The sequence below is a fragment of the Pseudomonas rubra genome (genome assembly GCF_028656935.1).
GTDB classification, from domain to species: domain Bacteria; phylum Pseudomonadota; class Gammaproteobacteria; order Pseudomonadales; family Pseudomonadaceae; genus Aquipseudomonas; species Aquipseudomonas rubra.
Window position 1 is genome coordinate 105,347 of the sequence record NZ_JAMDGZ010000047.1, and the last position, 13,723, is coordinate 119,069.

15 protein-coding genes are annotated in these 13,723 nt (G+C 61.4%); all 15 read right to left on the reverse strand.

The window, feature by feature from the left end; all coding sequences use genetic code 11:
- Positions 1 to 25 precede the first annotated feature (25 nt).
- On the reverse strand, positions 26 to 796 hold the full coding sequence (locus M5G17_RS20225) for a winged helix-turn-helix domain-containing protein (RefSeq protein WP_273894682.1): 771 nt from the start codon (positions 794 to 796) through the stop codon (positions 26 to 28).
- 153 nt (positions 797 to 949) lie between these two features.
- Positions 950 to 1,189, reverse strand: a complete 240-nt coding sequence (locus M5G17_RS20230) for an acyl carrier protein (RefSeq protein ID WP_273894683.1) — start codon at positions 1,187 to 1,189, stop codon at positions 950 to 952.
- A complete protein-coding gene (locus tag M5G17_RS20235; RefSeq protein WP_273894684.1) occupies positions 1,186 to 2,178 on the reverse strand; it encodes an IpaD/SipD/SspD family type III secretion system needle tip protein in 993 nt (330 codons plus the stop codon). Before M5G17_RS20235 ends, M5G17_RS20230 begins: the two co-directional genes overlap by 4 nt.
- Before the next feature lie 10 nt (positions 2,179 to 2,188).
- Positions 2,189 to 3,178: a hypothetical protein gene (locus M5G17_RS20240; RefSeq protein WP_273894685.1), complete on the reverse strand. Its 990-nt coding sequence runs from the start codon at positions 3,176 to 3,178 to the stop codon at positions 2,189 to 2,191.
- A 10-nt stretch (positions 3,179 to 3,188) separates the two neighbouring features.
- Positions 3,189 to 4,970 (reverse strand): type III secretion system translocon subunit SseC family protein, encoded by a 1,782-nt coding sequence (gene sctE / locus M5G17_RS20245; protein WP_273894686.1) that lies wholly within the window; start codon positions 4,968 to 4,970, stop codon positions 3,189 to 3,191.
- Between the two features lie 5 nt (positions 4,971 to 4,975).
- Entirely contained in the window at positions 4,976 to 5,455 is a 480-nt protein-coding gene (locus M5G17_RS20250; RefSeq protein ID WP_273894687.1) for a SycD/LcrH family type III secretion system chaperone, read from the reverse strand.
- A gap of 81 nt (positions 5,456 to 5,536) precedes the next feature.
- Positions 5,537 to 6,571, reverse strand: a complete 1,035-nt coding sequence (locus M5G17_RS20255; RefSeq protein ID WP_273894688.1) for an EscU/YscU/HrcU family type III secretion system export apparatus switch protein — start codon at positions 6,569 to 6,571, stop codon at positions 5,537 to 5,539.
- Positions 6,571 to 7,344, reverse strand: coding sequence for a type III secretion system export apparatus subunit SctT (gene sctT / locus M5G17_RS20260; RefSeq protein ID WP_273894689.1), 774 nt, complete (start codon positions 7,342 to 7,344; stop codon positions 6,571 to 6,573). Before sctT ends, M5G17_RS20255 begins: the two co-directional genes overlap by 1 nt.
- Positions 7,344 to 7,598 (reverse strand): EscS/YscS/HrcS family type III secretion system export apparatus protein, encoded by a 255-nt coding sequence (locus M5G17_RS20265; protein WP_130265563.1) that lies wholly within the window; start codon positions 7,596 to 7,598, stop codon positions 7,344 to 7,346. The genes sctT and M5G17_RS20265 overlap by 1 nt, the downstream gene beginning before the upstream one ends.
- A 6-nt stretch (positions 7,599 to 7,604) precedes the next feature.
- The gene (locus M5G17_RS20270; protein ID WP_273894690.1) at positions 7,605 to 8,261 is read right to left on the reverse strand and encodes an EscR/YscR/HrcR family type III secretion system export apparatus protein; all 657 of its coding nucleotides are present in this window, start codon (positions 8,259 to 8,261) and stop codon (positions 7,605 to 7,607) included.
- Positions 8,254 to 9,144 carry a hypothetical protein gene (locus tag M5G17_RS20275; protein ID WP_273894691.1) on the reverse strand — a complete coding sequence of 297 codons (891 nt, stop codon included), beginning with the start codon at positions 9,142 to 9,144 and terminating at the stop codon, positions 8,254 to 8,256. Before M5G17_RS20275 ends, M5G17_RS20270 begins: the two co-directional genes overlap by 8 nt.
- A complete protein-coding gene (locus M5G17_RS20280; protein ID WP_273894692.1) occupies positions 9,132 to 9,929 on the reverse strand; it encodes a hypothetical protein in 798 nt (265 codons plus the stop codon). The genes M5G17_RS20275 and M5G17_RS20280 overlap by 13 nt, the downstream gene beginning before the upstream one ends.
- Positions 9,917 to 10,378, reverse strand: a complete 462-nt coding sequence (locus M5G17_RS20285) for a hypothetical protein (protein WP_273894693.1) — start codon at positions 10,376 to 10,378, stop codon at positions 9,917 to 9,919. The genes M5G17_RS20280 and M5G17_RS20285 overlap by 13 nt, the downstream gene beginning before the upstream one ends.
- Complete coding sequence (sctN, locus tag M5G17_RS20290; RefSeq protein WP_273894694.1) at positions 10,362 to 11,651, reverse strand: type III secretion system ATPase SctN; 1,290 nt, start codon at positions 11,649 to 11,651, stop codon at positions 10,362 to 10,364. The genes M5G17_RS20285 and sctN overlap by 17 nt, the downstream gene beginning before the upstream one ends.
- Before the next feature lie 14 nt (positions 11,652 to 11,665).
- A complete protein-coding gene (locus tag M5G17_RS20295; RefSeq protein WP_420793376.1) occupies positions 11,666 to 13,723 on the reverse strand; it encodes an EscV/YscV/HrcV family type III secretion system export apparatus protein in 2,058 nt (685 codons plus the stop codon).

Below are 13,723 nucleotides of genomic sequence, written 5' to 3' on the forward strand. Positions count from 1 at the left end.
GTGACAACACAAGAACGAGCACAGACTAGAGACGTGGCAAGCAAGGATCCTGATGGAATTCTGACGAGGGCCGATCAGGGTGATCGGTGAGCGGAAAACACGCCTGGAGAAATGCCAGCAGCGCCTCGATCACCTGTGTTTGAGTGCCCCGGAACAGACGGCAGTCCAGCACCCGATGATCATTGCCGCGCACCAGTTCGACCGTCAGTTGCCAATGGTGCTCGCCCTGTACGCAGTAACCGCACAGGTAATGACTCGGCGCCAGGCGCTCGATCAGGGCCAAGGTCTCCAACGGGGTCGCAGACAAGCTGGCCACCGATAGCGACAGCAACTGCGCGCGCTGCTCCAGGGCGATGCCCGCAGCACATTTGAGCTGGGTATTGAGCACCAGCGTCTCCAGCGATTGGCCGCCGCGAAACGGCAGGATAGCAAGGGTAGGCTTTAGCGGGGTTTGCTCTGCGATGCCTGCAGTGCGCTGGACCCTGCAATTGAAGCGGTAGCCCTTGCCATACACAGTGACGATGAACTGGCGACAGTCCTTGAGCAGCTTGCGCAGCACGCTGATACAACGGGTCAAGGACTCCTCGGCGGTATCCAGCCCAGGCCACACTGCACTGAGCATGCGGTCCTTGGAAATCAGCATGCCGGGATTGGCCAGCAGCAGGCGCAGCACCTGCAGTTCCTTGGGCGGCAGGTGCTGCCCGCTCTCGTTGTGCCAGAGCACACCCTCCGGGCACAGGCACCAATAGCCGAAGTAATAGTGGACATTTTCGGGGGCGTGGACAAAGGCAGTCATGGTGGGTTGGCCCTTTTTGTTACGCACCTGTCACTGAGCGAACACCTCGGAACAGGATGGCGGGCCAACGACTATAAGAAGTACTTCCCGGCGAAAATGCAGGCAAGTACCTACATAACAAAGCAACTAATCCGTAAGAGGCCGTAGGACCCTTCAGCCGATCTGAGCGCACCGTACCGAACCGATGACATCGGCAACGCTACGCCACGTCCTGATTTCACCGGGCGCGAGGACGATCTGGAACCCCGCGTTGAGCGCCTCGACCAGCTCCACAATGTTCAGCGAGTCACACCCCAGATCGTGCACCAGGTCATCATTGATACCAATGGACCTGGCGGGCCCGCCAAGGCAACCGGCGATGACGGCGATGACCTGCGGCTCGAGGCCGCTCACAAGGTCGTCATGTGCTTGAGCAGGTCGGCATACTGGCTCAGGTGCGCCGACAAGGTCTTGTTGAAGTTGTCGTGATAGGTGTTGGCGTTGGCATATTTTGAGGTGATGGACTGGAGCATGTTTTTCAAGCGTTCTTCCTGGGCATTGAAGCCCGATTGCCAGGCATTGAACTTGGCGGTGTCGATCACAGGTGGCGTCCCACCGGGCCCGGAGGGCGGCAGCCCCTGAAGAATGGCAATGACCGGAGCGGTATCCATGTACACCACCCAGTTACCGTTGCCATCCTCACTCAGGCAATAGTCGGGCAACCCCAGCGCACGCTGCCAGTTACGCGCCTCGTCCTCATTCATCGGCGCCGCGCCGGGAATGGGCACCAGTTGGCTGGGCTGGTACTCGAACTGCTGTATCAGCGAGCGCAAGGCACTTTCGAAGGTCGCGCGCTGGAAAATGATCTTCTTGCCATCTTTGTCCGCTTCGAACCAGCCGCTCATCTTGCTGGTGATCTGGTCGGTAAAGGCGGCATAGAACTTTGTGTATACGTCGAGAACATGCTCGTACACGCTCAGGTAATCATCCCGGATAACCCCGATCAGCTCGATCAACTTGTCGAAAAACGGTACATCCGCCTGTACCCCCAGGTTCAGCGCGGCAGGCAGATTGCCAAAAAGCATCCCCTCGCTCGCTCTTTGCTGCGCCTGCAGTTGTTCGTGTTGCCGGTCGGCCAGGCCAGCAGCGCAACACTCGGCAATACGGGCGAACACCCGCAGCTCCTGCTGGGCAAAGGCCATCCGCACCTGGCGCGCTTCCCCCTGCACACCCGGGTGCAGGTGACGCAGCAGTTGCCCTACTGAACACTCCAGCATCTGTTGCCGTGCAGGAGAGGCGGCAGTCGCTCCACTGGTAGGTAACCGCTGCGGTAAAGCCTGTGCCTGGGCCGCTGCATCGAAAGCCTGCGGTTGAATGCTGTTGTTCGCTACGATGATATGCATGGTGCTGGCCTCAACTGACTTTGATGGTCGCCGCGCGCGACTGCATGATTTGCATGAAAAGCTCCATGAGCTTGTTCAGCAGGCTGGCATCTGCCGCATCCTTCTGCCCGGTTTCATCGGCCAGCCCTTTGCCCAGTCGGGCCTGGGCTTGCTGCCTGGCTTCCTCGGCCCTGGCGCTGGACTCGAAGGTGCGCAAGATGCCACCCAGCGCCTGCCCCAGCACACCCGCCATGGTTGACATTTGCTGACCGACCGCCTGCAACCGACCATTGCCCTGCTCGCTCATCGCACTGTTCCACTCGGCCAGGCGCGACTGCTTTTTGGCCTTGGCGATCTCACTGTCGAACCAGGCCAGCTCCCGAGCGTCGGCCTGATTGCCCCGCACCTCAAGATCATGACGCTGCACGCGCAAATCACTGGCCAGATCCTGTGCATCCATGGCACTTTTCTTATGGGTGCTGACATCATGGTGCCGCCCGGCCATGCCCTGGAGACTCTTTGCCGTACCCAGCGAAGAAACCGTACACACCACTGCACCTGAGGCAATCGCGCTGTACATTTGCATCATGCCGGCCTTTTCAATCGCCTCGGCCTGCGCCTGGGTCGCCGTCGCCTCAATAGCAATGAACACCCCCTCCAAGGTGGCGTTGACCTGCCGGGCAACGTTCTGCGCGATGATGAACTGAATCAGCACATTGACGTGTTTCTCCCAGGCGCCAGGGTCAAACGCCAGGCGCTCACGCTCATCCGGGGCCAGCGATTGCTTGAACCCATCCAGCACAAGCACCTTCTCCTCCACCGTCCAATCCTCGGTACTGAGCAGCGATTCGACCTGTGCAGCATCAGGGACCTGAACAGGGGGAAAGTGCAGGCCTTGCACTTGGTTGTCCAGATTCAAGCCTGGCAAAGTATGTGCAATGGATGCTTTGGCTGCAGGCGCAGAAGACGTGGACCCAATGACCGGTAGTTGTCGCATTGCTGGTACAGTCAGAATTTCCATAGTTCATTCCTCAAACACGTTGACTGATAAATCGACCCACTTCTGCCTGACGCTGCAGGTCGTTGAAAAGCTGCTCCACTTCACGGGTGCGCTGTTTTAGCGCCTCCCCGTAACGCTCGGTCACCTCCCCCAGGTACCGGACAATCAACTCGACCTGAGCCTGGGCCAGATGCGCCTGGGCCTGATGTTCGGCAATCTGTTTGTGCTGTACGCCGATGCCCACCTGCAACCCCGACTCGACCAGGCTGCCACCCAGCTGGATACCTTCCACGGCCATTTCCACACGGGTGGCGAAGCGCGCCAGGGATACGTTGTCACTCCCCACCCCCACAGCCGAACGCATCGACTGCCCAAGGCTGGCGCTGGCAGAACTGGCGGCCTGGCGCAGGCTCTGCAGTCCCCCACTGGCGGCCTGCGGAAGCATGGCACCGAGTTTGGCGCCCACCTTTGACGCAACGCTGCTGGCCAGGCTGCCAGCAGCACTGGCGGCCAGCGCCACGGCAACCGTGGTGGCAACCACTGCGGCGATCATTGCGGCAATCTCGGCCACCTTGCGCGCCTGATCACCGAATCCGAGCGCCTTCAATTGCGCGGCATACAGCTCGGTAAATACCTTCATCATGAACTGCATGACCTCCATCAACGACTCCATGGCCTTGGCCATGAACGAACTGCCGGTAGCCTGTTCGACGAGCATGTCGGTCAGGGTCAAGCCAAGGCCCACTGCCGCCACTACGACCTTGACCGATACCGCCGACGTGGCGGCCGCGCCCGCAGCAGTGCCTGCGGCAGTCGCGGCTGTACCCGCTCCTGCTGCGACAACGCCCCCTCCGGCGACAGCAGCCCCCGCCCCTGCCGTTGCTACCACCAGAACCGCAGCGGCAATTGCGACCCCAACCCATTTGAAGATGCACCCCAGGGCATTGCTACGCTCGGCCTTGCGTGCCTCTTCTTCGAGCTTTTCCTGCTGGGCTGTCTGGAGGGTCTGATACAACTCGCGGCTGGCCAGCTCCTTTTCCTGCGCCGCATCGCCAAGCAGCTCGATAATCTGTAAGCGAAGCAGCAGCGCTCGGGCAATCAAGGGGGCCAATGGCGAGTTGGGTGGCTTGCCCGCACCGCCATCAAAGGACGATTCTGCAACCTGCGCCTCAAGTTGGATTGCCCTTGCGCCAAGCTGCTCTACCTGGGCAACGAGCTGACGTTGACGCTCAACAGCGGTGTTCATTACCTGCTGTTGTATTTCGACCTGCCCACGCAACCCGTTCAACACCTGCAGCTCCTGCTGGTACTCGGGGGACTCGGGCGATAGCCCGGCCAGGCGTTCTTCGCTTTGGCGAAGCAGTTGCCGGGCCTGCTCCAAGCGTGCCGCCAGCTGCTCCAACTGGCCTTGCCCCTGCTCGGCCTGCGCCTGGGCCTGGTCGAAGGCTTGCAGCGCACCCGTGAACTCGGCGGACAGTTGCTCCAGCGCTTTTTGCCGTGCGCCATTGAGGTCCTGCAGCATCGACAGTTGCTGCTTGAGCTTGTGATTACCCACTTCGCCCAGCAGTGCATTGACGCTTGCCATCAACGCGATGAAGGTGGCCTGACTGTCGGCATGGCTGCGTGGCGCGGCCAACTGTGGCCGGCCGGCGATCGCTTGCGCACTGCCGGTGTACTGCACCGCAGCCAGGGCCTGGCTGGCAATGTGGCGAAACTCCAGGGTCTGCGCGGCAATGCCGGCGGCCGCTCGGTAGTCTGCAGACGGTTCGGGTAGGGGCTGACGGGCAGCCTTGAAAAGTGCTGACAGGTCCATGCTGGTTATTCCTTGTCGTTGTCGCGCAATTGATCCAGTGCCTGCAGGCAGGACTGCGCCTGAGCCTGCAATGGCCTGTCGCTGCTATAGCGCAGTACATAGTTGAAGCAGCGTCGGGCCTTGCCGGGCTTGCCCATGGCGAGCTGACACTGACCGGCGAAGAACATCGGCCGGCAGTCCTTGTCGTCCTGCAACAGCGCAACGCTGTACAGGTCGATGGCCTTGGCGTAGTCCTTCTTGAGTTGGTGCACGGCCGCCAAGCCGGTCCAATACTGACTGTTGTGAAAGTCGTAAATGCACAGGAAATGGAACACCTTGCCGGCATCGTCCAGACGCCCCTGCTCATAGAAGCGGTAGGCAAAGGCATAGAGGTTGTCCATGTGCTCATCACTGAGCCCATGGATATCGCGCAACGTCGCTCCGGCCATCACCGCATCGGCAATACCCAGTGCTACATCTTCATCCAGCGTTTCGCCGTCGTTCATCGAAGCACTCCTTCAAGCCAACCCGGGTATTGGGCCCCAGCCTTGCGGCAAGCGCTGCCACATAACGCTCATCCAGCCCACTCAGGCTTGCTCCACCTGCTCCAGCCAGACCAGCAGGCGCAGCACCTGCTCGACCTCCTGCACCTGCAAGAAGCTGTAGCGCCGATGGGTCTGGAAAATGCGCCGGGCCAGTTGGATATCAGTAATCACCGGCACCCCCACCTGCTCGGCATAAGCACGCACCGCCAGCGCCCGCTGGTTGGTTTCGATCACTGAAATGAACGGCAGCAGGCTGACCTCGGGGCGAAAGTAGATGCCAATGGCGATGTGGGTCGGGTTGGCGAGAATCATCCGCGAGCTGCGCACGTCCGAGCGCACCTGTTCGTTAAGCAATTCCTGATGCAACTGCCGGCGCTTGCCCTTGATCTGTGGGTCGCCGTCCTGCTCCTTGTGCTCGCGCTTGACCGAATGCAGGTCCATCTTCATCTCGCGCATGAACAGCCAGTACTCCAGCAGCGCATCGAGCAGCACAACCACCAGCACGCAGCCCAGGATCAATACAAACAACGCCAGCAGCAGCTCACCCCAGATCGACAACAGCGCCAGTGGCGAGGCGTGCAACTGGGCAAACAACAGCGGCCGGTAGTTCCACCAGAGCAGGCACAGGGCCAGGGCGAAACACAGCACGTAGAGCAGAGCTTTGATGCTGTCCTTGACCGTGCGCAGGCTGAACAGCTTCTTGAAACCATTGATCGGGTTCAGGGCGCCCAGGTTGAGCTTCAGCGCTTCACTGGCCAGACGAAAACCACTTTGCGCAAGGGCCGGCAACGCGCTGCCCAGAATGCACACCAGCACCATCGGCAGAATCAGTTCAAGGGCCAGGCGCAGCAGGCTCGCCGAGTAACGGGCCAGGTCATCTTCCAGGCCGCCTGCGAGCAAGCGCCGGTACACCTCCATGATTTCCAGCAGACGCGCATCGTTGAGCATCAACGCCAGGCCCACCAGCAGCATGCAACTGGTCAGCAGATCGCGGGCCTTGAAGGTCTGGCCTTTGCGTGCGGCATCACGCAGGCGTTTGGCCGTGGGCTTTTCGGACTTCGAGGCACTGGAAGACATCAGGGCTGCTCTTGAATGTAGAGCGCAAGGCTTGCCGTCGCACCCGTCATGCGCAGGATTTCATCCGGCAGGTGGGTGCCGAAGTACAGCAACAGCACCACCAGGGCCACCACCGTCTTGACCGTCAGCGATACCGAAAAGGCATTCATTTGCTGGGCATAGCGCGACAGCAAGCCGAGCAGTGCTTCACTGATCAGCAGTGCCGCCACCACGGGCGCACTGAGGGCCAGGGTCCGGGCCAGCACGGCATCGAGAAAGCTTGCGATCGCCTGCAAGGAAAACGCGCAGGTGCGGCCCGGATCGCACACGCGATAACTGAGTTCGATAGCTTCAAGCATCAGCAACAAGCCGCCACCCTGCAGGTAGATGACGGCGGCAAACAGTTGCAGAAAACTGGCCAGCTCCGAGTTATCGACACCGTTGGCCGGGTCAATAACGTTACTGATCATCGCCCCGCGCTGGTTGTCGAGCAGGTTGCCCATGGCATGCAGCACCCAGAACGGCCAGCACAATAGGCACCCCAGGACGATGCCAACACCGGCCTCGCGCAACATCAGGGCGAAAAACGCCAGGCTATCGAGTGCCGGTAACTGTTCACCTATCAGCGGCGTCAAGGCCAACGCCAGCAAGACCATCACCGCCTGGCGCGGCGCGGCGGTCAACACCCCACTGTTGAGAAACGGCAACATGAAAAACAACGGCGCCAGCCGCGCCACCCCCAGCAACGCCAGGGCGAACAGGTTGTACAACTCGAAAAACAGCAGGGCACCCATCAACGCAAGGCCAGGTGCAGGACTTCGCGACTAAAACCCAGCAGGGTTTCACCGTACCAGCCCGACAGCAGGAACAGGCACAACGACACCGCCAGCAACTTGAAGCCAAAGGGCAAGGTCTGCTCCTGCAGTTGCGTGACGGTCTGGAACAACCCCACCAAAAGCCCCACCACGGTCGCCACCACCACCGGCCAGGCGACCATCAGCAGGATCAGGTACAAGGTCTTGTTGCCGGCATACACCAGTTCGTCCATGGGCCGCTACCAGCGCACGGCCAGGTACTGCTCGACCAGCCCGGTGGACAGCAGGGCCCAGCCATCGAGGGCGACAAACAGCACCAGCTTGATCGGCACCGAAATAATCACCGGACTCATCATCATCATGCCCAGGGCCAGCAACAGGCTGGAGATCACCAGATCGACAATGACAAACGGCAGGTACAGGTAGAAGCCGATCTTGAACGCGCTCTTGATTTCGCTTAAGGCATAGGCCGGTAACAGCGCGAACAATGACGGCTCAAGCGCTTCGTCATGCCAGTCATCAGGCTGCTGGCGGCCGCTGTGCTGGGCTCGTTCGAAAAACTGCGCCAGCTCAGGGTCGGTGTACTGGCGCAAATAGGCTTTGTAGCTGCCCAGACCGTTCTCGGCAAAATCGACCACTGCCTCGATATCGGTAAAAGCAACCCGGTTGTCCTTGTAGTAGCTGTAGCCCTGCTCAACCACAGGCGTCATGACAAAAATTGCCAGCATCAACGCAATGGCATTGAGGCTCATGTTCGAGGGCACCTGCTGCAAGCCCAGGGCGTTGCGCACGATGACAAAAACGATGGAAAACTTCAGGTAGCAGGTGCCGGCCGCGACCACGAAGGGCAACAACGAAGCGACGGCCAGCAGGGCAATCAGCGAGACATCATTCATGCTCGCCCCCGCCGCGCACCTGCTGCAGTTCCAGCGCTATTTGCTCGCCCACATACACCAACTCGCCGCAACCCAGCCACTGCCCGTTGGCCCGTACCTGTTGCAGTGCTTGTGGATCAAGGTTGAGCAAACCTGCCTCAAGGCAACGGGCCAGCTCGGCAAAGCTCAGATTGACGGCCGGCAGGGAAAATTCAAGCGTGACCGGCAGCGTCGCCAACAAGGGGCTTTGCCCGGTGTGTTCAGCGTTGCAACTATCAACAGTGGTCATCTGGATACCTTGATCAATAAAGCCAAAGGGGCCGCCAAAGCGACCATGCAGGCGCCAGTGCGGGGTAAAGTCGAGGATACGCAGCAGATCACCCACCTGCGGCTCAGCGGCCGGTTGCCACTGGCTGAGCCCCAGAAGCAGTTCAAGGCCGGTCGGCAGTACTGCCGCTTGCGCACTGGCAGGATCAGGCGGCAGCAACGCGGCCGGGACTTCGCTCAGCCAAAGCCTTCCGACGGCCGTGTCGCTCATCAGCAACGGCCAGGGCGTGCATTCACTACCCGGTAACAAACGGACGCTGTCCATTCGCTCGTAAACCAGCGCCGGTAACGGTGGCGGCACCGGTTGCGCCAATGCCTCGAACAGCTGCAATACCTGCTGCTCGCTACAGGGGCGCGACAACAGCCCGGGTAGCTTGGGCATACGCAAGGCAAGCCAATCGTGAGCAACGACCAGGCCAGACCAGCGCCCCAACACCGACTCGGCGCTGAACTGCAGGCAAGCGCGGTCCTGGGGTGGCGCTTCAAGCCGCAGTTGCGGCTGGTGGCGCAGGAGCCGGCGCTGCACGCTGGATTGCCCGTGGAGATGGCGCAACGCGAAGGGTTTCAACGCGAGCATTGCGCGTCGTCATCGTCTTCGTCCGGGCGCGCCCGTGATTCACCCTGCCGGCGTTCGTCGCCCTCTTCAGCCAAGCGCCAGGCCTGGTGATCCAGGCGGGCGAATGGCTCGCGCAATGGCTCCAACAGGGCGGGATGACCCGGAGTAACCAGCAGGCCCTGGTGGCCTTCGGCGAGAGTGACCTGCAACATGCCACTGACCCGGCCATTGTTGAAGGGCACCTGCAACCCCTCACCCGCCTTGCTTGCCGGCACCAACAAGGTCATTGCTGCTGGAGCTGGCGGTGCCCCTGGAACGGGAGCCGAGATTGGTATCGGTACAGAGACTGGACGTGCCGCTGGCAAAGGCCCAGCCAATGGAACGTGCGGGTTCAGTTCGGGCTCCCCCCGAGTACCGACCAGTACAGGCATTGGCGCACTGACATGTTCAACAGGTGGCTCAGGCACTGCATTGGCCACAACCGGTATTGGCGCTTGAGTGTGCGGTGCCAACATGGGCTGGGCGATCGCTAGCGCCGGTAGCACCGCAACTTCGAGGGTGCCCGACGGTCTATGGGGCAGTCGACCTTCTGAGTTGGGCCGTGCACCCGATTGGCTCTTTACCTCTGTCTGCTGCCCCGGTGTCAGACTCAATGGCGCTTGCACCATCAACACCGACAAAGACTGCAGCAATCCCTCAGTCAGTTGCAGCGGCTCGACCTGCGCAACACATTCGTCCAGACACGCTTCGTCGTAGTCCAAAACATCCAGCGGCCGCCGGTAGTCGGTATTGATCAATCGTTCCATAGCAAGCTCCTGGCGCCTTGTTCTTCCAGTTCGTTGTCTTCGCGACGTTGCTCCTGCAGTTGCCGCTGACGCTGCAACTGCCGCAAATGGTGGCGATACTTGTCATGCCGGCGCTGGGCCGCGCGCAGTTGCAGTTGTTGTTCTGCCTGGGTGCGCTGCAATTGCTCTTGCCGCTGGCTGATCTGCGCAAGGTCCAGGGTCATGACCTGGGCTTGACGCCGCAGCAGGGCCTGACGCCGCAGCAAATCACGCAACTGCGCATAACTAAGGTGTTGCCCCTGCTCTTCGATGCGCAGTTGCCGCAACACTTCAAGCTGTTCAAGCAAGCCGCTACGTTGATCATGCAGAGCCTGCAACTGCCGGGTCGTGCCCAAAAGGCTGTGCTGCAGGGCCTGCAGGCGGCCTTCGGCGAGCCGCAGCCAGGCCTGCCAGTCAGCTGAGCAGCGCATGCAGGCTTTGCTCCGCAAGTGCAGCATCGACCGCCAAGTCGGCGGGCTGACGCAACCACGCCTGCAAGGCATCACGGCTGTGCAGCGCCTGGTCATTGAGTGGGTCGCTGCCGGCACGGTACTCACCCAACTCCAGCAGCAGGCGCATGCCCTCGAGCCGGGCCAACCGCTCCCGAGCCTGGCTGGCCAAGGCCAGACTCGCGGCATTGCACACCTGCTGGGCAACCCGGCTGGTACTGCGCAGCACATCGATGGCAGGGAAATGACCTTTGCCCGCCAGCTCGCGACTCAAGTAAATGTGCCCATCGAGGATCGAACGGATTTCCTCGGCCAGCGGGTCCGGCTCGTCATCGCTTTCCAGCAACACCGTATAGAACGCAGTAATGCTCCCTGTGGCCGTCCCCCCGGGGCGCTCCAGCAGGCGCGGCAAGGCTTCGAACACCGAGGCCGGATAGCCTCGCCGCGCAGGCGCCTCCCCTGCGGCCAGGGCCAGGTCGCGACGTGCCCGGGCGTAGCGGCTCAAGGAGTCGATCAACAACACCACACGTTGCCCGCGATCCCGAAAATACTCGGCGACGCTGGTGGCAACCAGCGCGGCATTGCAGCGGTCGACCGCCGCGCAATCGGAGCTGGCCTGAACCACCACGCTGCGCCCGCAGCGTGGCGAGCTGCGCAAGCGCTGGATGAACTCGGCCACTTCACGGCCACGCTCACCGATCAGGCCGATGACGAAAACCTCGGCATCGGTGTGTTCCACCAGGCTGTCGAGCAACGATGTCTTGCCGGTGCCGGCGGCGGCAAAAATGCCCACGCGCTGGCCGATGCCGCAGGTCAACAGGCAGTCGATAACGCGAATCGCCGTATCCAGTCGCTCGCTCACCGCGCGCCGCTGGCTGTAGTGCGGCGGCGGGTTGTCCAGGCCATAGCGATAGACCGGCTGATCCGCAGCCGGCGCCAGGCGTTCGACCACCTGCCCTCGCGCATCCAGCACCGTTCCCAGCAGGTCATCACCACAGTGCAACTGCAGGGGGGCTCCGGTTGCCATCACCAGCGACTGCCGGGATAACCCTTGCGGCTCACCCAGCAGGCTCAACAAGGCCACGTCGGCATTAAAGCCAATGACCTGGGCCCAGGCCCGTGGCTGTGCATCGCCCCAATGCGCATAGACCTCGCACAGCTCGCCGATCGCCACTGCCGGCAGGGCCACCTCCAGCAATGGCCCCACGCATCGCCGCGGGTGCGCGCCCTGGCGGGTCAATTGTTCAAGCTTCATGTGCCCGCCAGTCCCTAGAGTGTCTTGATCACATTGACCGAAATGTTCTCGGCGACTTCCGCGAACGACATCACGTCCAGTTCGCGGAAACGGTTGTCGATCAGCTTTTTGATGTAGCGACGGACATCCACCGAACACAGCACCACTAGGTCCTTGTGCGGGATGTACAGATCGACGAGCCCGGCGCCGACCCGGTCGAGCAGGTCCTCGACCTGGGCAGGTTCGAGGTTGACGAAATTGCCGGCAGAGGTCTGGCGCACCGCCGAGCGCACCACCTCTTCGAACTCGGCGCCGAGCAACAGCACATTGAGCACATCCTGGCGGGCAAACTTATTGCTGATGTAACGGGCCAGCGCGGCGCGCACATGCTCGACCAGGGCAAGCGTGTCCTTCTCGCGCGAAGCCCAATGCGCCAGGGTTTCCATCACCAGCTTCATGTTGCGCACCGAGATCCGCTCGCTGATCAGGCGCTGCAGCACTTCGCTGATCTTCTGCACGGTGACATAGCGATAGACTTCCTTGAGCAGATCGGGGTACTGGCGCTCCAGTTCATCGAGCAGGCTCTTGGTTTCCTGCACACCGAAAAACTCCTGAATATTGCGCGCCAGTACCACCGCCAGGCTGTGATACAGCTCCTGGTGTGCATCGCGCAGCGGGTACCCCAACGCGGCAACGGCCTGGCTGTGGCTGTGAGCAACCCACAGGCTCTGAGCCTTGTTGCTGTCCTGCCCATGCTTGATTTCGAACCCCGAGTCCTGCAACTGTTCGCCAAAATCGAGCAAGCGATGATGGTCGAAAAACAGGTCGAACTGATCGGCACGCACTTCATTGATGAGGATGGTCACCTGATGCTCCGGCAAGGTCGGCGCTGCCCGCAGGTGCGGCTGGGCGATGCGCAGGCCGTAATCGAGAAAGAACTGGCTGCGCAGGTGCTCGGCAAAACGCGCCTGCTGCAACTCGTCCAGCCGTGGCGGTGGCACCAGCAAGAGCAACGCCAGGGTTTCGGTATTGAGCCTGTCGATATCCAGCGGCGCTTGCGCGCCTGCGTGGCCGGTGCCAGGCGCCAGGCCGCCGCCCTCGCCAGCGGCCGTCGACTGCCCGGCCTGTGCCCGGCGGTGGCGCCGCCAGAGCAGCGCAACCAGGGTGAACGCAATGAACACGAACACCGCCAACGGGAAACCTGGCAGCAAACCCACACCCAGGGCCAGCACGGCACTGACGCCCAGGACGAAGGGGTTGCCCGAGACCTGGCTGAGCATGTTGCGGCCCAGGTTCTGATCATCACCATTGACCCGGGTGACGATGAAGCCGGCGCCAATGGCGATCAGCAGCGCCGGTATCTGGGCCACCAGGCCGTCGCCGATGGTCAGCAAGGTGTAGGTCGTCAGTGCAGTGGACAGGTCCATGCCCAGTTGCCCGACACCGATAGCCATGCCGCCGATGAAGTTGACGAAGATGATCACGATGCCGGCGATGGCATCGCCCTTGATGAACTTCATCGCCCCATCGAAGGAGCCGTACAGCTGGCTTTCGCGCTCAAGCTCGCTGCGCTTGGCCCGGGCCTGAGCGGCATCGATGGCGCCGGCCTTGAGGTCGCCGTCGATGCTCATCTGTTTGCCCGGCATGCCATCAAGGGAGAATCGCGCGGCAACCTCGGCGACGCGCTCGGAGCCCTTGGTGATGACGATGAACTGGACAATGGTAACGATCGAGAAGATCACAAAACCCACCACCAGGTTTTCGCCGATGACAAACTCGCCGAAGGAGGCAATGATCTCGCCGGCATCGGCCTGGGTCAGGATCAGGCGGCTGGTACTGATCGACAAGGCCAGGCGAAACAACGTGGTTAGCAACAGCAAGGCCGGGAAGGTCGAGTAGCTGAGGATCCGCTCGATATAGAACGAGCCCATGAAGATCAGCAACGACAGAACGATGTTCACGCCGATCAGAAAATCCACCAGCAAGGTCGGCAAGGGAATGATCAACATGGCGATGATCATCACCATCAGCGCCAGGATCAACAGCTCCGGGCGCGCCGCCAGGCGTGCCAGCCAGAGGTTCACCAGGGTCAT